22 protein-coding genes are annotated in these 16,288 nt (G+C 29.0%); 7 read left to right on the top strand and 15 right to left on the bottom strand.

Going from position 1 to position 16,288, the window contains the following annotated elements; genetic code table 11:
* Positions 1-4: 4 nt before the first annotated feature.
* The 12 genes from L8V82_RS06015 to L8V82_RS05960 form a co-directional block, all read right to left on the bottom strand.
* The gene (locus tag L8V82_RS06015; protein WP_263724348.1) at positions 5-526 is read right to left on the bottom strand and encodes a F0F1 ATP synthase subunit delta; all 522 of its coding nucleotides are present in this window, start codon (positions 524-526) and stop codon (positions 5-7) included.
* Positions 526-1,038, bottom strand: a complete 513-nt coding sequence (locus L8V82_RS06010; RefSeq protein ID WP_263677858.1) for a F0F1 ATP synthase subunit B — start codon at positions 1,036-1,038, stop codon at positions 526-528. Before L8V82_RS06010 ends, L8V82_RS06015 begins: the two co-directional genes overlap by 1 nt.
* 9 nt (positions 1,039-1,047) lie before the next feature.
* Positions 1,048-1,473: a FoF1 ATP synthase subunit B' gene (locus L8V82_RS06005; protein WP_263724347.1), complete on the bottom strand. Its 426-nt coding sequence runs from the start codon at positions 1,471-1,473 to the stop codon at positions 1,048-1,050.
* A 63-nt stretch (positions 1,474-1,536) separates the two neighbouring features.
* On the bottom strand, positions 1,537-2,388 hold the full coding sequence (locus L8V82_RS06000; RefSeq protein ID WP_263724346.1) for a ParB/RepB/Spo0J family partition protein: 852 nt from the start codon (positions 2,386-2,388) through the stop codon (positions 1,537-1,539).
* Between the two features lie 3 nt (positions 2,389-2,391).
* Positions 2,392-3,174 (bottom strand): ParA family protein, encoded by a 783-nt coding sequence (locus L8V82_RS05995; protein WP_012660935.1) that lies wholly within the window; start codon positions 3,172-3,174, stop codon positions 2,392-2,394.
* On the bottom strand, positions 3,171-3,806 hold the full coding sequence (locus tag L8V82_RS05990) for a biotin--[acetyl-CoA-carboxylase] ligase (RefSeq protein WP_263667134.1): 636 nt from the start codon (positions 3,804-3,806) through the stop codon (positions 3,171-3,173). Before L8V82_RS05990 ends, L8V82_RS05995 begins: the two co-directional genes overlap by 4 nt.
* Positions 3,787-4,698 carry a methionyl-tRNA formyltransferase gene (gene fmt / locus L8V82_RS05985; protein WP_263724345.1) on the bottom strand — a complete coding sequence of 304 codons (912 nt, stop codon included), beginning with the start codon at positions 4,696-4,698 and terminating at the stop codon, positions 3,787-3,789. Before fmt ends, L8V82_RS05990 begins: the two co-directional genes overlap by 20 nt.
* Positions 4,695-5,162: a DUF6194 family protein gene (locus L8V82_RS05980; RefSeq protein WP_263724344.1), complete on the bottom strand. Its 468-nt coding sequence runs from the start codon at positions 5,160-5,162 to the stop codon at positions 4,695-4,697. Before L8V82_RS05980 ends, fmt begins: the two co-directional genes overlap by 4 nt.
* Entirely contained in the window at positions 5,162-6,205 is a 1,044-nt protein-coding gene (obgE, locus tag L8V82_RS05975; protein WP_263724343.1) for a GTPase ObgE, read from the bottom strand. The genes L8V82_RS05980 and obgE overlap by 1 nt, the downstream gene beginning before the upstream one ends.
* A gap of 95 nt (positions 6,206-6,300) precedes the next feature.
* Positions 6,301-6,555: a 50S ribosomal protein L27 gene (gene rpmA / locus L8V82_RS05970; protein ID WP_002862355.1), complete on the bottom strand. Its 255-nt coding sequence runs from the start codon at positions 6,553-6,555 to the stop codon at positions 6,301-6,303.
* Between the two features lie 10 nt (positions 6,556-6,565).
* Positions 6,566-6,874 (bottom strand): 50S ribosomal protein L21, encoded by a 309-nt coding sequence (gene rplU / locus L8V82_RS05965; protein ID WP_039617324.1) that lies wholly within the window; start codon positions 6,872-6,874, stop codon positions 6,566-6,568.
* Between the two features lie 151 nt (positions 6,875-7,025).
* Entirely contained in the window at positions 7,026-8,060 is a 1,035-nt protein-coding gene (locus L8V82_RS05960; RefSeq protein WP_039617315.1) for a cytochrome c551 peroxidase, read from the bottom strand.
* A gap of 200 nt (positions 8,061-8,260) precedes the next feature.
* Between L8V82_RS05960 and plsY the strand changes: the two genes are divergently transcribed.
* From plsY to L8V82_RS05935, 5 genes are all read left to right on the top strand, one after another.
* On the top strand, positions 8,261-8,872 hold the full coding sequence (plsY, locus tag L8V82_RS05955) for a glycerol-3-phosphate 1-O-acyltransferase PlsY (protein WP_263683788.1): 612 nt from the start codon (positions 8,261-8,263) through the stop codon (positions 8,870-8,872).
* On the top strand, positions 8,857-9,174 hold the full coding sequence (locus L8V82_RS05950) for a dihydroneopterin aldolase (RefSeq protein WP_263724342.1): 318 nt from the start codon (positions 8,857-8,859) through the stop codon (positions 9,172-9,174). Before plsY ends, L8V82_RS05950 begins: the two co-directional genes overlap by 16 nt.
* A gap of 77 nt (positions 9,175-9,251) precedes the next feature.
* On the top strand, positions 9,252-9,926 hold the full coding sequence (gene hsrA / locus L8V82_RS05945; protein ID WP_039617309.1) for a homeostatic response regulator transcription factor HsrA: 675 nt from the start codon (positions 9,252-9,254) through the stop codon (positions 9,924-9,926).
* Positions 9,927-10,043: 117 nt separating this feature from the next.
* Positions 10,044-10,289 carry a YfhL family 4Fe-4S dicluster ferredoxin gene (locus L8V82_RS05940; protein WP_012660922.1) on the top strand — a complete coding sequence of 82 codons (246 nt, stop codon included), beginning with the start codon at positions 10,044-10,046 and terminating at the stop codon, positions 10,287-10,289.
* A complete protein-coding gene (locus L8V82_RS05935; RefSeq protein WP_263724341.1) occupies positions 10,289-11,785 on the top strand; it encodes a Ppx/GppA phosphatase family protein in 1,497 nt (498 codons plus the stop codon). The genes L8V82_RS05940 and L8V82_RS05935 overlap by 1 nt, the downstream gene beginning before the upstream one ends.
* Here the strand turns inward: L8V82_RS05935 and L8V82_RS05930 are convergent.
* From L8V82_RS05930 to L8V82_RS05920, 3 genes are read right to left on the bottom strand one after another with little or no spacing between them, the layout of a single operon-like run.
* Positions 11,782-12,540 carry a hypothetical protein gene (locus tag L8V82_RS05930; RefSeq protein ID WP_263724340.1) on the bottom strand — a complete coding sequence of 253 codons (759 nt, stop codon included), beginning with the start codon at positions 12,538-12,540 and terminating at the stop codon, positions 11,782-11,784. The genes L8V82_RS05935 and L8V82_RS05930 overlap by 4 nt on opposite strands.
* Complete coding sequence (gene fliN / locus L8V82_RS05925) at positions 12,537-12,833, bottom strand: flagellar motor switch protein FliN (RefSeq protein ID WP_039617302.1); 297 nt, start codon at positions 12,831-12,833, stop codon at positions 12,537-12,539. Before fliN ends, L8V82_RS05930 begins: the two co-directional genes overlap by 4 nt.
* Positions 12,830-13,252 carry a hypothetical protein gene (locus L8V82_RS05920; RefSeq protein WP_087699344.1) on the bottom strand — a complete coding sequence of 141 codons (423 nt, stop codon included), beginning with the start codon at positions 13,250-13,252 and terminating at the stop codon, positions 12,830-12,832. Before L8V82_RS05920 ends, fliN begins: the two co-directional genes overlap by 4 nt.
* A gap of 117 nt (positions 13,253-13,369) precedes the next feature.
* Here L8V82_RS05920 and pseI point away from each other — a divergent pair, with 117 nt between their 5' ends.
* Together pseI and L8V82_RS05910 are read left to right on the top strand one after the other, a co-directional pair.
* The gene (gene pseI / locus L8V82_RS05915; protein ID WP_263724339.1) at positions 13,370-14,404 is read left to right on the top strand and encodes a pseudaminic acid synthase; all 1,035 of its coding nucleotides are present in this window, start codon (positions 13,370-13,372) and stop codon (positions 14,402-14,404) included.
* Positions 14,405-14,444: 40 nt separating this feature from the next.
* Positions 14,445-16,271 (top strand): motility associated factor glycosyltransferase family protein, encoded by a 1,827-nt coding sequence (locus L8V82_RS05910; protein ID WP_263724338.1) that lies wholly within the window; start codon positions 14,445-14,447, stop codon positions 16,269-16,271.
* Positions 16,272-16,288: the final 17 nt, after the last annotated feature.

Genomic DNA, 16,288 nt, shown 5'->3' with positions numbered 1-16,288 from the left:
CTCCTTAAATTGCTTTTAATATATATTCATTCATTTTAGCTTTTAAGCTTTGCATTGAAAATGAAATTTCATAACCAAGACCATCTAAGCTAATCTTCACACTGTCATTATCACTTATTTTACTATCTAATCTAATGTTTGCATTAAACTTAGTACTAAGTTTTTCTTCTAAATTTTTAATTTCTTCTGCACTTAATTGTTCTTTTGAATAAACTTGTCCTAAGAATGTATTTTCCTTTAATGCTTTTTGCTCACTCAATTCTTTAGTAATTTCTGGGATCAACATTTCCCTTTTATTATCTACGATTAAATTTATAAAATTTTTAAAAGCATCACTTGGACTATCTAATAAAGAAAGTATAAACTCTAGTTTTTTTCCTTGTTTTATCTCATAAGAATTTAAAACATCTATAAATTTATTAGATGCAAAAGCTGAACTTAACTCTAATAAATTAGAATAAAAATCTTCAAAATCATTTCTTTCTAATATCGCCTTTGCATAAGTTTTTGCAATCACACTTTCCATCAAGACACCTTTTTCATCATGATATTTAGAATTTCTTTTTGCTGAAGTTGTAAATTTTGATCTTCAAAAATCTCTTCTAAAACCGCTTGCACAACTTCTTTTTCCATTCTTCTTATTTCGTATTCTTTATGTTCTTCATAAGTTTTTTCTAAAGCCTTAATTTCCATTTTTGTTTCAGCTTCTATTTTATCTGTGATAATCTCTGCCTCTTTTTTTGCAAGAGCTACTGCATTGATCGCTTCTTGTTTAGCTAAGTCTAGTTTTTTCATCATTTCTAATTTATGATTTTTACTCGCGATAAGCTTTTCTTGAATTTCATTCATTCTAGAAGCAATTTTTGCAATTCTTCCGTTGTAAAAATTTTTCAAAGGAGTTGCAATAAAATAATATAAAATAGCAGCAAATAAAACAAAATTAACCGCTCTTGGAATGATATCGTATTCACCACTTCCATTACCTGCTGCAAAAGCATAAAAAGGAAGTACCGATAATAATGTAATTTTTTTCAACATTTATCTTCCTTAAATTTTACTCAAGCTATCTTTAAAGCTTTGTTTAAATTCTGGCATTTTTAAACGCATTTCTTCTTTTAACTCTTTTTCTTTTTCTCTTAGGCTTTTAAGAAAAACAAGCATTTGATCTTCTAATTCTCTTTTTCTTGTTGATAATTCTTTTTCTTGTTTTAATTTAGCTTCTTCTATTGCTTTTGACTTAATTTGATTAATTTCATCTCTTGTTTGAATATGAATTTTTTCTAATTCACTTTCTACATTTGAAACATCATCAGAATTTTTTTTCATTTTTTCTTCATCATTTTTTATAGTTAAATCCCTAGAATCCATAAATTTAATCAAAGGTTTATAGAGCATAGAATTTAAAATCGCTATCATAAGCAAAAAAATGACACCAGTGGCTATCATGATGGAAAAGTGTACATCATTAAACATTAATACTCCTAAATAAATCTAAATAAAACGCGAAATTATAGCAAAACATACCTAAAAACATATTTAATTTAATGTCTTTAGAAATTCCCTAACCTCATCTTCATTTTCAAAATTTATAGTAATTTTTAAATCCTTTGCATTTACTTTTAAACCTAAAGATTCAATTTTTTCTTTTAAATTTATTATAGATTGATATTGTTTATTTGAAATTGTGTTTTTTTCTAATTGATTTGTATTTTTAAAATTTTTAATTAATTTTTCAGTATCTCTTACATTAAGTTTTTGTCCTATGATAGTATCAACTATCATTTTTTCTTCTTCTTTTTCAAGTCCCACTAAAACCTTTGCATGACCTTGCGAAATTTTACCCTCTACAATGAAATTTTGCGTTTGCTCGTTTAAATTTAAAAGTCTTAAGGTATTAGCAATTTGAGGTCTTGATTTATGGATAAGATCTGCTAATTTTTCTTGGGTGATATCATGAATTTCTAATAACTCTTTGTAAGAATGTGCTAGCTCTATAGGGTTTAAATTTTCTCTTTGAATATTTTCTATCAAAGCAAGCTCGCGTAATTTTATATCATCTACATTTAAAACTACAGCTTTAATCTGTTCTTTTTCTAAAAGCTTACATGCTCTAAATCTTCTCTCGCCTGCTATTAAAATATAATCAAATTCATCTTTTTTAAAGACCACAACAGGTTGAATCAAACCATATTCTTTAATAGAACCTGCAAGTTCTTCTAAGGCTTGGGTGTCAAAATTTTTTCTTGGCTGATAAGGGTTTGGACTAATTAAATCTATATCAATTTCTTCTATTCTACCTTCATTAGAACCTAATTCTTTTTCATAAACCTCATCAATATCAGCCAAAATACTACTTAAACCTCTTCCTAATGCACTTTTTTTTGCCATTTTTTATCCTAATATAGAATGTGCTAAATTTTGATATGCCACCGAACCTGGGGATTTTATATCATAAAGTATAATAGGTTTTCCATAACTTGGACTTTCAGCAAGTTTTACATTTCTTGGTATGATGATGAAATCATCTTCATTATCACCTGTTCTAAATAGCTTTTGTTTGAAATTTTGCTTTAAATCTTCCACAGTATCTTTTGAAAGATTATTTTGTGAGCTATACATAGTCGGTAAAAAACCTTTTATTTTTAACTTTGGGTTGATAGTTTTTTTCACAAATTTAATAGTGTTTAAAACCATCGCAACACCCTCAAGCGCATAAAACTCACATTGTATAGGGATAATAACACTATCACTTGCTGCAAAAGCATTCACTGTAATACTTCCAAGCGCAGGAGGTGAGTCAATGATAATAAAATCATAATCTTTGGCAATTTCTTTGATTTTTTCTCTTAAAATTGTTCTATATTCTCCGCTTTCTTTTACTACTTCTTGCTCAATTCCAACCAAAGAAATATTTGATGGAGCTAAATATAATTGCGGAAGTTCAGTTTTTAAAATGATTTCAGAAAGTTTTTTCCTGCCTATAAAAACATGATAAATATTATATTCATAATTACTTCTATTAAAACCAAGTCCTGTTGTAGCATTAGCTTGTGGATCAATATCTATCAAAAGAACCTTTTTTTCAGCTACCGCCAAAGAAGCCGCTAGATTAATAGCGGTAGTAGTTTTACCCACTCCGCCTTTTTGATTTGCAATAGTTATTATCTCACTCATCTTAAACTATATATCCTTTTATTATCTAACAATATAGAACCATCTTTATACAACAAAGCATCTTTTAAAGATAAAATCTTACCTTCATTATGTATAAAAAAATTTCTTGATTTTTCAAATTCTAGCATATACTTGCTAAAAATATTCTTCCATAAAATTTTCTCATCTACATAAGAAAAATACTCATTTAAAAGTTTTGCTATATCTACTTCTATGTCTAAAATTTCAGCATTAAATGGAGCATATTTAAGATTAATCCCCATTCCTACAACCAAAAAATCATTGATTTTAGAACTCATCAATCCGCCTATTTTTTTATCTTCTATATAAAAATCATTAGGCCATTTAATCCATACTTTTGAATTTTGTCTTTGCAATACTTCTTTCATTAAAAATGCAAAATATATACTAGCAGAAGCCAAAGGAAGATCTTGCGCTAATTCTTGAGTTTTTATACAAAAAGATACATGTAAATTTCCTTGCTTGCTTTGCCAAGTATTATCTCTACTACCTATACCAGCACTTTGGATAAAAGCACAAATGGCTGTATTTTCTATAATTTCTCCACTGCGAATTTTATCACTTAAATAAACTTGAGTTGATTCAAGTTCATCAAAATAAACTATCTCCAAGTTTTAACCTTTTTCCATTTAAATAAGTCTTAGCATCTAAAACTTTTTTTCCACTTTCTTGTAAAGTTTTAATCCTCAAAACACCTTTTTTACATGAAAGCAAAAAGCTTTCCTTCTCTATTTGTAAAATCACACCTGGTTTTTGAGTTTTTTCACTATCAATTAGCTCTATGTCTAAAAATTTCATACCATTTTCTAAAAAAATTCCAGGCCAAGGTGTAAAAGCTAGAAATTTTTGATAAATTTCACTTGCATTATCTAAAGCAATCAAACCATCTTCTTTTTTGATTTTTTTACAATGTGTAACTAAATTTTCATCTTGCTTTTTTGGGATAATTTTTTCAAAATTCAAAAGCGTAGAAATAGTAAGTTTAGCTGCTAAATTTGAAAGCATAATAAAAACTTCAGCTGAATTTTTACCTTCTATATCACATTCTATACTTTCTAAGATTGCACCACTATCAAGCCCTTCTTCCATAAGCATAGTGCAAACCCCGCTTATTTTATCCCCATTTAAAATAGCGCTTTGTATAGGCGAAGCACCACGATATTTAGGAAGCAAGGAAGCGTGCAAATTGACGCAAGGAGCAATATCTAAAATTTCTTTTGGTAAAATCTTCCCATAAGCAGCAACAACTATAAAATCAGGTTTTAAACTTTTTATCTCATTGATTATATTTTCATCTTTTAAGCTTTTTGGAGTGAAAATTTCTATATTTAAATTATTTTCTAAAACAAATTTTTTAGTATCACTTGGAGTTAAAATTTGCTTTCTTCCCACAGGTTTATCAGGCTGGGTAAATAAAGCTTGGATATTAAACCCTTTATCGACAAGCTCTTTTAAAATACATGTTGCATAAGAGGGAGTTCCCATAAAAATGATATTTTTCATAATGCCACTATCCTTTTTTGATAAGTTTTTATAGCTTTTTGATATGAAAGCTCAAGATAATCTTTAAAAATTTCAAAATTTTTTCTTGAAGGATTGTTAATACAAATATATCCCATATAAGCATAAATTGGATGAGGCATGATAAGATCAAGCATAGAAAAATCATAATTTAAACCAACAATCTCACCCTTTAAAGCTTTTTTAGGTTTTTGACCAAAAAGATTTTGGTAATCTTGATCACAAAGAGAGCAACTTAGACGAAACACACCTTCTCTATTTAAATTCGAAGCTTTATCATTTATGCCATCATTTTCTTTAATAGTACAAAAATAAACTCCGTTTTTTAAAACCTTATCGGGATTATAAAAAAAGCTATGCTCTTTATAGGTAAATTTATACACCAAGCCTTTAAAATTAGATTTGATATATTCTTGGATAAAATCTATAGTTAAATTTTCACTCATCAAAGATTATTTTGATTTCTAATTTTTTTAACTTCTTCTAAAAGCATAAATTTAAGCTCTTTTAAACCTGTTTTTTCAAGACTTGATACTTTAATAAAAAAACTTTGTGGATTATTTTGACTTTGTAAATAAGCTTTTAACTCATTATAATCATCTTCTATTTTTTGTGCAAATTCCTCACCTAAATTTACACTATCACTTTTTGAAAGCATTAAGCCAAAATTTCTTGCATAAAGTTTGCTTGAAAATTTTTCTAATTCTTTTCTTAAAATACAAAATTGCTCTTTTAAACTCATATCTCTTAATGGATCAAGCACAAAAAGCAAAAAAGAAGTTCTTTCTATATGTCTTAAAAACTCAAGCCCCAAACCCCTACCATCACTTGCGCCTTCTATAATACCTGGGATATCTGCCATTACAAAAGAATTATAATCATCTACTTCAACCATACCAAGTTTTGGAGTTAAAGTAGTAAATTCATAATTAGCTATTTCAGGTCTTGCATTAGACACTACGCTTATAAGAGTGGATTTTCCTACATTTGGAAAGCCCACAAGTCCAACATCTGCTATGAGTTTTAATTCTAAGCGCACACTTAAGGTTTTTCCTGCTACACCTGGTTGAGCATAATCTGGGCGCTGATTAGTAGAGTTTTTAAAGTGAGTATTACCAAGGCCACCTTTACCACCTTTTAAAAAAAGTTCTTTTTGGCCTTCCACTAACATATCAAGCAAAACTTCCCCACTTTGTGCGTCAATTACTTGAGTACCTTGAGGGACAATCAACTCTAAACTCTCCCCTCTTTTACCATTTTTGTTACGACCTAGGCCTGGTTGGCCATTTTGTGCTTTAAGCTCTTTTTTACCTTTAAAGTGTGCTAAGGTATGGGTGTTATTATCACATATAAAATACACATCACCACCATTTCCGCCATCACCACCATCGGGTCCACCAAGTGGAACATGTTTTTCACGGCGAAAACTTACAGCACCTTTACCACCATTACCCGAACTTAAAACTAATTTTACATTATCTATAAACATACAATCACCAAAGTATAAATTTTTAAAATGATATTATATTTTTTTTAATATATTAAGATTAAAAAGAAGAAAAAGGCTACAAAGTAGCCTTGAAATTATGCAGGATAAACAGAAACTTTTTTTCTATTTTTATCTTTTCTTTCAAATTTTACAAAACCATCAATTAAAGCAAAAATTGTATGATCTTTTCCCATGCCTACGTTATTACCTGCATGAGTTGCTGTTCCTCTTTGGCGAATGATGATGTTACCAGCGCGAACAAATTCTCCACCAAATTTTTTAACACCTAGACGACGACCTATAGAATCACGATTATTCTGAGTTGAACCTTGACCTTTCTTGTGTGCCATTCTTTACTCCTTAAGCTTTAATATCTACTACTCTAACGCGAGTAAATTGTCTTCTAAAACCGCGTTTTAATTTTGAGTCTTTTCTACGTCTTTTTTTATAAATCACAACTTTTTTGTCTTTTCCATGAGCAATCACTTCTAAAACAACTTTTGCACCCGCAACAAACGGTGCACCTACCTTTAATTCTTTATCGCATACAGCAAGAACTTCACTTACTTCTACGCTTGATTTTGCTTCAGCTTCAAAACGATCTAGTTTAAGCTCATCACCTTGGCTTACTCTGTATTGTTTTCCGCTGTGTTTTATAATAGCATACATACAGCTATCCTTTCTTAAAATATTTTGGTAGTACCATAAAGCATTATGCATAAAACATAAATTTAAAAAGCTTTAGTGGTTAAAAGCGGTAATTATATCTTGATTTTATATAAAGTAAGCTTAAGACGCAAAAAGCGTCTTAAGATTTAAATTAAAGCTCTGGCTTTGGAGTTTTTTCAGTTGCTTTTGGTAGTTGAGGATAAGTAATACTTGGTTTTTTACCTGTTAGAGCATGTAAGAAAGTTTCTATAGAAGCTGCTTCTTTATCAGAAATTTCTATACCAAGTTGCACACTACCCATTTCTTTGATTGCTTCTTGTAAAGACCAAATAGCACCATTATGGAAATATGGAGCTGTTTCAGCAATATTTCTTAAGGTTGGAGTTTTAACCAAGCCATTTGCATCGCCTTTAAAATCTCCTACATTTGCAAATTTATATTTAGCTGCTACTTGGAAAGCCTGCATACTACCACCTAAATTTACTCCTGTATGACAAGCTGTACAGCCTTTATCGATGAAAGTTTTCAAGCCTTCTTTTTCTTTTTTACTTAATGCTTTTGTATCACCTTCTAAGAATTTGTCAAATTTAGATGGAGTTAAAAGTGTTCTTTCGAATGTAGCAATAGCATCTGCGATATTGTCAAAAGTCACTCCGCTACTTCCATAAACTTTTTTAAACTCTTTTACATATTCTGGCATAGAAGAAATTTTTTCTACTGCTAGTTTAGCAGGAGTTGCCATTTCAGGTTCTGCTTCGATTGGCCCTTTTGCTTGATCTGCTAAAGTACCTGCCCTACCATCCCAAAATTGAGTTGAATTTAAAACAGAGTTATAAACTGTTGGCGAATTTAAATGATGAGGATTAGCTGTCCATTTGTGTCCTACAGCAGCTGCTATACCATCAGCACCACCCATACCTAAGTTGTGACAGGTATTACAAGAAATCAAACCACTTTTAGAAAGTCTTGGCTCAAAATACAATTTTTTACCAAGATTAGCTTTTTCTTTAGAGAATTTGCTAGCCTTAACTCCCATTTCTTTTAATAGTTTTTCAACACCTGCTTGATCCTTTGGTAAAGGTGCTAAACCTGCAGCTTTTGCTTCATCTAGCAAAGCTCTATCATTAGCAAAAGCAGTTGATGCAACTAATAATGATGATGCAACTAATAATGAAATTTTTTTCATTATCCACTCCTAAATAAGATAAAATAAAGCCTATTTAAAATAAACTTATTGAAAATATATCTATAATTTTCTTTAAACAAAATAAAAAAATTCTATTTAACAATAAAAATTATTATAAGATAAATTATCTCTTAAATATTTATTTCAGGGTTTTTTGCTATCATTATTGTAAAGTTTTATAAAATCAGGATAAAAAGTAAATGGAAAATTTAATAATCTATCTTTTAGCTTATCTTATAGGTGCTATACCATTTGGACTTTTACTAGCTCAAATTTTTGCCAAAACAAATATCAAAAATGCAGGTAGTAAAAGCATAGGTGCTACTAATGTTTTAAGAGTAGTAAAAGAAAGCGATCCTAAACTTGCCAAAACACTTGCTGTTGCGACTATTGTTTTAGATGCGCTTAAAGGGATTATACCTATATTAGTTGCAAAAATTTTAGGCTATGATGAAAATATCTTATGGACTATGGCAGTTTTAGCGGTATTTGGCCATTGTTTTTCTCCTTATTTAAAATTTGAAGGTGGCAAAGGAGTAGCTACTGGAGCTGGAGTTTTAGCAGTATTTTTACCTTTTGAAATTATATCTGCGGTTTTGGCTTGGTTTATCATAGGTAAGGTATTTAAAATTTCAAGTTTAGCTTCACTTGGAGCCTTGGCTGTTTTAATCATAACTTCTTTTATATTTCATTATGATATGCCTGTGATTAATACCCATGCACCGATATTTATTATCGCTTTTATAGTTATTTATAAGCATATACCAAATATTTTAAGATTAATCGGAAAACAAGAATGCAAAGTCATATAAAAGTTAGCTTAGAATTTAAATGCATTATAGGACTTTTGGATTTTGAAAGAATTCAAGAGCAAAAAGTCTTAATAGAACTAGAAGCTAAAAGTAAAAAATTTTTAGATTATGCAAAATTATGCACCAGAATAGAAAAAATCTATAAAAAGAAAAAATTTAAAACCATAGAAAAATCTTTAAAATATATATGCAAAGATATCAAAAAGCACCATAAAAAACTTCAATTTTTACATATTACTTGTTATAAACCTGATGTTATTAAAAATGCACGTGTTGGAGCTAGTTTAAGCAAAAAATATTAAAAATTTTTTAAAGAATTTTGAATATTTGCTTAATTTGTGTTATACTTTTGCACTAAAACTATCTTCAAAGGAATAAAATGCGTATTTTAGTTGTAGAAGATGAAGCATCACTTAACAAAACCTTATCAAACACCTTAAACGAATTTGGTTACCAAAGTGATACTTCAGAAAATTTTAAAGACGCTGAGTATTTTATAGGTATTAGACACTATGATTTAGTATTATCAAATTGGACTATAGGCAATAACGATGCAAGCGATTTGATCAATGCTATCAAACAAAAATCTCCAAGAACTGCTATAGTTACAATATGCTCAAAAGCAGACAAAGAAAATGAAATTAAAGCTTTAAAAGCTGGAGCAGATGATTATATAAAAAAACCTTTGGATTTTGAAATTTTAATGGCAAGAATTGAAGCTAGACTTAGATTTGGTGGAACTAATGTGATTAAAATTGATGATTTAGTGATTGATCCTGATGAAGAAAAAATCACTTATCAAGGAAAAGATATAGAGTTAAAAGGAAAGCCTTTTGAAGTTTTAACTCACCTTGCTAGACATTCTGATCAAATCGTATCAAAAGAACAACTTTTAGATGCTATTTGGGAAGAACCTGAACTTGTAACTCCAAATGTTATAGAAGTTGCAATCAATCAAATAAGACAAAAAATGGATAAACCACTTAATATCTCTACTATAGAAACTGTACGTCGCAGAGGATATCGCTTTTGTTTTCCTAAAAAAACTAACTAAAAAATTTTTAGAATGATTCAATCATTCTAAAAATTAAATTTAATTTTTCTTTCATTTAAATTAGCTATAAGTTTTTATATAGTATAAGTTTGCTTTATTACTCATAAAAGGAAAAGTATGTCACTTTTAATCACTAGAGAATGTATATCCTGTGATGCATGCAGGGAAGAATGTCCAGATGAGGCTATTTATGATAATGATCCAATCTATGTTATAGATCCTGATCTATGCACTGAATGCGTGAATGAATTTTCAGAGCCAGCCTGTATAGTAGCCTGTCCGGTAGATTGTATCATACCTGATCCTGACAATGTAGAAAGCATTGATGAGCTTCGCTTGAAACATAAAAATAAAGATATTTAATGGCTAAAAAAACAGCAGTAATTGACCTTGGTTCTAATTCCGTTCGCATGGTGGTTTTTGAAAGAACCTCAAGATATGGTTTTTTTATTTGTAGCGAACACAAAAAGAAAGTAAGACTTGGAGAAAATGCCTACAACAATAACAAAATCCTCCAAGAAGAAGCTATGCTTAAGGCTGAGAAAGCTTTGGCTTACTTTAAAGAAAAAGCTTTAAAAGAAAAATGTAGAAAAATTATTGCTGTTGGAACTTCTGCATTAAGAGATGCGCCAAATGCAAAAGACTTTATTGCCAGAATAGCAAAAAATGTAGGTTTAAATATAAAATGTATTAATGGAAAAACCGAATCATTTTTAGGCGGTCTTGCTGCGCTAAATTTGTTATCAAATATTCAAAATGCCACCACCATAGACATAGGTGGAGGATCAACTGAGCTTTGCTTGATTAAAGAAGGTAAAATTATAGATTGTATTTCACTTGATCTAGGAACCGTAAGATTAAAAGAAATTTTTTATGATACCAAAAGATTAAATGCTCTAGATCAGTTTATACAAGAAGCGCTAATGCAAGTTCCAAAACGCTTTCAAAATGACAATATTATTGCCATAGGCGGGAGTTTAAGAGCGTTATCAAATTCTATAATGAAAAAAAACTCTTACCCATTAAAAATGATTCACAATTTTAGCTATAGTTTTGAGAAAGAAAAAAACCACATAGAAAAAATTCAAAATGCTAAAAATTTAGTTGATTTTAATATCAAAAAAGATCGTTTTGATACCATAAAAGAAGGTTGTGTAATCTTTTTAGCCTTAGCAAAAAATCTAAAAGCTAAAAACATCATCACCTCAGCAGTGGGCGTAAGAGAGGGTGTGTTTTTATCCAATCTTTTTCAAAAATACACCAAGATAAAAAATGACACCACTGATTTTTCAAAATTTAACGCTAAATTTCCACCTAATTTTAATCCAAGTTTAAAATCTTTACAAGATCGTTTTAATATAGACTATAGTGATAAAAGTGCGTATTTTGCAAATAAATTATTTGATACACTTTTGCCTATTCATAAAGTTGATATTAACTTTAAAAAAGATCTTTTAAATGCTGCCAAATTAGCTCACATAGGCGAAAGGATTAATTTTTATTTTGCTAATGAGCATAGTGCTTATATGGCTTTAAATGGTTTACATTTTGGCTTTTCACACAAAGAAATTTTACTTATCTCTACCCTTTTAAAGGCCAATGGTAAAAAAATCAATCCATTTGCCATTGAACATATCAAAGAACTATTGCCAAACAATCATATATTAACTTGGCTTAATTTCATTCTAGCATTAGCAAAAAAATTAGCAAAAGATACTGATATAAATCTTGATTTTATGCTAAAAAACCACACTTTATATATTTACTCAGATAAAAAGCAAATTTATTTTTCAAAAGAAGAGATTAAAAAGATTTCAAAGCCAAAACTTATCATTTTAGCTTTTAATCAAAAAAATTAATTATTTTGTTTTAAAAGTAAATTTTGCAATCTTTGTTTATTTTCTTCAAAATAAGAATCAAAGTCTTTTTCTTTTGGTTTTTGGGGTGTTTTATTTTGCTCTTCGTTTTTTGTCAAAGCTTCACTCGTTTCTAATACCACATTAGAATTTCCTATAATCATAGTATAACGTTTTAAACCATATTCAAAAACTACAAGTTGATTATGTCTATCAAGCGGTCTTTGAAAAATCAAAGTAAAATTTCTATCTAAAGGATGTTTTTGCCTTAAATACATTTTTAAAAACCAAAGTCCAATAAGCAAAAGTATCAAAACACTTACAACTAAAATATAATTTGTAAAATCATACTCTTGCATTTTTATCTCCTCATTTTTTTCATTTAAGCTTTTTTTTGTAGTTAAATTTACACCCTCTTTTTGCGCACGTAGTCTTAAACCATACTCACCAATTGTATCTGCATTAATTTGTATCTTATCGCCAGTACTTAAAGCTATAAAAGTTTTTTTACCTTCTGAAAAGATTTTTATTTTTTTAACAATATTAGAATTTATTATCCTATCTTCTTCTTTAACACTTTGAGCATTTAAAGTAAAAATGATAATATTATCTTTTCTCTTTTGACTAATACCTTCTTTATAAGGAACATCAAATGAAAAAGTAATATCCACTCTATCTTCTCTTGGATAGATATTATAATCAAGAATTTTTGCCCCAAAAAGAGGCAAAGCAAGTAGTAAAATCCAAATAAATTTCATTGCAATTCTTTTTTAAAATACTGCAATACTGATTTTGAATCTAAAATCTCATTAATTCTTATGGCAAGGTTTTTTTCATACACCATTACCTCGCCTTTGCCAAAAATTCTTTTATTTAAGTAAAGCTCCACACTCTCACCTGCTGGCTTTTCAAGATCTATCACAGAACCAACTTCTAATTTTAAAAGATCTCTCACGCTCATATTAGTTGTGCCAAGCTCACTAACAAAATCAACACTAATATCTAAAATATCTTCATAAGATTGCAATAATCCTAAATGATCTTCTATCATAATTTTTTATAACCTATTCTAAAACGAGCATTTTTCATCTCATAGGTAAATTTTTCTTTGAGCTTGATTTTTGAAAATCCATCAATGCGCCCTAAATACTCAGGAACCCCTAAACGGTATTCATCTTTTCCATTAGTATCATTAAGTAATTTTTTAGCATAACCTATGATTTGATTAGCCACTTCTTTAACTAGATCTGCCAAACCATCTTCTTTTAATTCTTCATGCAATAAAAACAACGCAATTTCATTTAAAGCTTTTTTTTGAAAAAATAAATAAAAACTATATTCCTCATCTTTAAAATATAAAGGTATAGAAGCTCCATAAAGCTCACCTCTGATCACACTTGTTGGTGCAATTTTAAGTTTTAAAATGTGTTCACAAAAATGATAAATCGAATATTCAAGTGTTTTAGTCATAGCTTTTTCCTTAGATAACTTAATTAAATTTATTTTACTAAATAAACCTTTAATCATAATTAATAATTAAAATATAAAATATAGTAAATTTTTATTTAAATTAAAAAAAGGTTTTTAATGTTTATAGAAAATTTCAATTTAAATGAAAAAGTTTTCATCATTGCCGAGCTTTCAGCAAATCACGCAAACAGCCTTGAAGTGGCTTTAAAAACCATACAAGCAGCTAAAAAAGCAGGGGCTGATGCCATAAAAATTCAAACCTACACCCCAGATAGCTTAACATTAAATTCAAACAAAAAAGACTTTATCATCGAAGGTGGTTTGTGGCATGGACGCAAATTATATGAACTATACGAAGAAGCTAAAACGCCTTATGAGTGGCATGAGAAACTTTTTGAATGTGCCAAAAACGAAGGCTTAATTTGCTTTTCTAGTCCTTTCTCTAAAGAAGATGTAAATTTTTTAAGACAATTTAATCCCCCAGCTTATAAAATCGCTTCTTTTGAAGTAAATGATTATGATTTTGTGCGTTATATGGCAAAAGAAAATAAACCTACTTTGGTTTCTACGGGCATAGCTTATGAAGAAGAACTTGAAATGGTTGTTAAAATTTTCCAAGAAGAAAACAATTCGAATTTGATTTTGCTTAAATGCACTTCGGCTTATCCTTCACAAATTTGTGATTTAAATCTAAATGCTATTAAAACTTTACAAGAAAAATTTAAAACCATAGTAGGCTTAAGCGATCATAGTGAAGGCTTTTTAGCACCTACTTTAGCAGTAGCTCTTGGCGCAAGAGTGATAGAAAAGCATTTTATATTAGATAAAACTTTAAATAGTGCTGATGCTAAATTTAGTCTTGATTTTGACGAGTTTAAGCAAATGTGTTCTATGGTGCGTTTAAGCGAGCAAGCGCTAGGCAAATCTAGCTTAACAATAGATGAAAAAACTTTAAAAAATCGCCATTTTGCAAGAAGCTTATACGCTAGTAAAGACATCAAAAAAGGTGAGGTTTTTACACAAGAAAATGTAAAAAGTGTAAGACCAAGCCTAGGCTTACATCCTAAATTTTTACCTATCATACTTGGCAAAAAAGCAAGTTGTGATATAGAATTTGGACAAGCATTAAAAGAAGAAGATTTTTTGGAATGATTTATGCTTTTGCTTAAAGAAATATAAATAAGGAACCATAATGCTACTTGAACTTAATTTTTCTAAAAATTTACAAGTTTTAAAAGAAATCAATGCAAGCTTAGCCGATAAAATCTTGCAAGTAAAATCCAACGAAAGATTTGAACTTTTTGAAAAAAACTATGATATTTATGATCATAAAACAAAGCAATTTTGCATACAAAATGCTTTAGATAATTTATCTTTTTATGAACAAAATTACAAAAGACATCCTTTTTTGATCTTTTTTGGAATTGGCAACGGTATGTTAATTTTTGAATTATTGAAAAATCCACTCAAAGATTATATTTGCGTTATAGAGCCTGAAATAGAACTTTTATATATTGCTTTGCATTTAAATGATTTTAGTCAAGATTTACAAGATAAAAGACTTTGTATTTATTTATATGAAGATATTAATTTTTTAACTTTTTATCGTTTTTTTGAACAAGAAAAAATTCACTTTTTTGTTAAAACCTATGATTTACTCTTGATATCAAATTTCTATGAAAACTATGAAAATGCTATAACCACAACCAACTCTTTATGTATAGAGAGTATAAAATCTTTGGTCATTAGACAAGGAAACTCATCAGAAGACTCCTTCGAAGGCATCACCCAACTTTTACACAATCTACCTTATCAATTAGCTAATCCTAGCTTAAAAGACTTACTAAAACAAAGAAAAGGTAAAATAGAAAATGCTATTATAGTTTCTACTGGTCCATCTTTGATGAAACAATTACCTTTATTAAAAGAATATGCTAATAAAGCTAGTATTATATGTGCTGATAGTGCTTATCCTATATTAGCAAAACATAATATAAAGCCTGATTATGTATTAGCTTTAGAAAGACATGATCTTGTTTATCAATGTTTTGAACAAGACAATCAAGAATTTGATAAAGATATATTATTTATTATAGCTAGTGTGGCACATAAAAGTGTTATAGATACTTTAGAAAAAACAAAGAAACCATACATATTAGTACATAGACCACTACCTTTTTCTAAAGCATTACATATGGATGATTATGGTTATTTAGGAAGTGGTTTAAGTGTAGCAAATATGGCTTATGATTTAGCCATAAAGCTAGGACATAAGAATATTATCTTAATAGGTCAAGATTTAGCTTATGATGAGAATGGTAATTCTCATCCTAAAGAATACCTACATACCCAAGAAAGTGAAAATGATAGAAAAGAAGGATTGTTTATTACTGCTTATGGTGGTAATGGTAAGGTTGAGACGAATCAATGGTGGATTTTATTTAAAGAAAGCTTAGAGTATTCTATAGACACTAATAGCGTTACAACTTACAATGCCACAGAAGGTGGAGCTAGGATAGAAGGAAGTATAGAAAAACCTTTTAAAGAATTATGTGAAAATTTATTGAGAGAAAATAAGCCTTTGTTTGAAAAACTACAAACTTTAAGCGAAAAAGAAATTCAAGATAAAAAAGATAAAATTGATGAATGTTTGAGGGGGGTTGTTATTTTAGGAAGAAGTTACATCAATGAATGTGAAATTTTAAAATCAGATCTTGCTCGATGCTTAGAAAATTTAAATTTTGAAAATCAAGACTTTAACCCTCTAAGTCAAAGAATTTATCAAATGAAAGCTAAGTTTGAGGATGAAGAATTTAAAAATTATTTCTTAGATCTTATTCGTTCAATATTTTTTCATTTTGAATACAAAATTGCACAAAATTACATAAAAAATCCCACAAATATAGAAGAGGAATATGCAAAAAGAAAAGAATATATAGAAATTCATATAAACTGGATTGATTTTATCATACCTCATATAAAATTACAAATTCAAAACATCGAAAAAGGTCTTTCATGAACACCTATGAAGCTAAC

Origin of the sequence: Campylobacter sp. IFREMER_LSEM_CL2151 (assembly GCF_025771725.1) — a bacterium.
GTDB lineage: Bacteria > Campylobacterota > Campylobacteria > Campylobacterales > Campylobacteraceae > Campylobacter_D > Campylobacter_D lari_C.
The sequence above is the reverse complement of the archived record's forward strand: the minus strand, read 5'-3'. Positions and strand labels throughout refer to the sequence as shown.

Coding starts and splice junctions, on each gene's coding strand:
- L8V82_RS06015 (WP_263724348.1), bottom strand. CDS start 526: ATGGAAAGTGTGATTGCAAAAACTTATGCAAAGGCGATATTAGAAAGA.
- L8V82_RS06010 (WP_263677858.1), bottom strand. CDS start 1,038: ATGTTGAAAAAAATTACATTATTATCGGTACTTCCTTTTTATGCTTTT.
- L8V82_RS06005 (WP_263724347.1), bottom strand. CDS start 1,473: ATGTTTAATGATGTACACTTTTCCATCATGATAGCCACTGGTGTCATT.
- L8V82_RS06000 (WP_263724346.1), bottom strand. CDS start 2,388: ATGGCAAAAAAAAGTGCATTAGGAAGAGGTTTAAGTAGTATTTTGGCT.
- L8V82_RS05995 (WP_012660935.1), bottom strand. CDS start 3,174: ATGAGTGAGATAATAACTATTGCAAATCAAAAAGGCGGAGTGGGTAAA.
- fmt (WP_263724345.1), bottom strand. CDS start 4,698: ATGAAAAATATCATTTTTATGGGAACTCCCTCTTATGCAACATGTATT.
- L8V82_RS05980 (WP_263724344.1), bottom strand. CDS start 5,162: ATGAGTGAAAATTTAACTATAGATTTTATCCAAGAATATATCAAATCT.
- obgE (WP_263724343.1), bottom strand. CDS start 6,205: ATGTTTATAGATAATGTAAAATTAGTTTTAAGTTCGGGTAATGGTGGT.
- rpmA (WP_002862355.1), bottom strand. CDS start 6,555: ATGGCACACAAGAAAGGTCAAGGTTCAACTCAGAATAATCGTGATTCT.
- rplU (WP_039617324.1), bottom strand. CDS start 6,874: ATGTATGCTATTATAAAACACAGCGGAAAACAATACAGAGTAAGCCAA.
- L8V82_RS05960 (WP_039617315.1), bottom strand. CDS start 8,060: ATGAAAAAAATTTCATTATTAGTTGCATCATCATTATTAGTTGCATCA.
- plsY (WP_263683788.1), top strand. CDS start 8,261: ATGGAAAATTTAATAATCTATCTTTTAGCTTATCTTATAGGTGCTATA.
- L8V82_RS05950 (WP_263724342.1), top strand. CDS start 8,857: ATGCAAAGTCATATAAAAGTTAGCTTAGAATTTAAATGCATTATAGGA.
- hsrA (WP_039617309.1), top strand. CDS start 9,252: ATGCGTATTTTAGTTGTAGAAGATGAAGCATCACTTAACAAAACCTTA.
- L8V82_RS05940 (WP_012660922.1), top strand. CDS start 10,044: ATGTCACTTTTAATCACTAGAGAATGTATATCCTGTGATGCATGCAGG.
- L8V82_RS05935 (WP_263724341.1), top strand. CDS start 10,289: ATGGCTAAAAAAACAGCAGTAATTGACCTTGGTTCTAATTCCGTTCGC.
- L8V82_RS05930 (WP_263724340.1), bottom strand. CDS start 12,540: ATGAAATTTATTTGGATTTTACTACTTGCTTTGCCTCTTTTTGGGGCA.
- fliN (WP_039617302.1), bottom strand. CDS start 12,833: ATGATAGAAGATCATTTAGGATTATTGCAATCTTATGAAGATATTTTA.
- L8V82_RS05920 (WP_087699344.1), bottom strand. CDS start 13,252: ATGACTAAAACACTTGAATATTCGATTTATCATTTTTGTGAACACATT.
- pseI (WP_263724339.1), top strand. CDS start 13,370: ATGTTTATAGAAAATTTCAATTTAAATGAAAAAGTTTTCATCATTGCC.
- L8V82_RS05910 (WP_263724338.1), top strand. CDS start 14,445: ATGCTACTTGAACTTAATTTTTCTAAAAATTTACAAGTTTTAAAAGAA.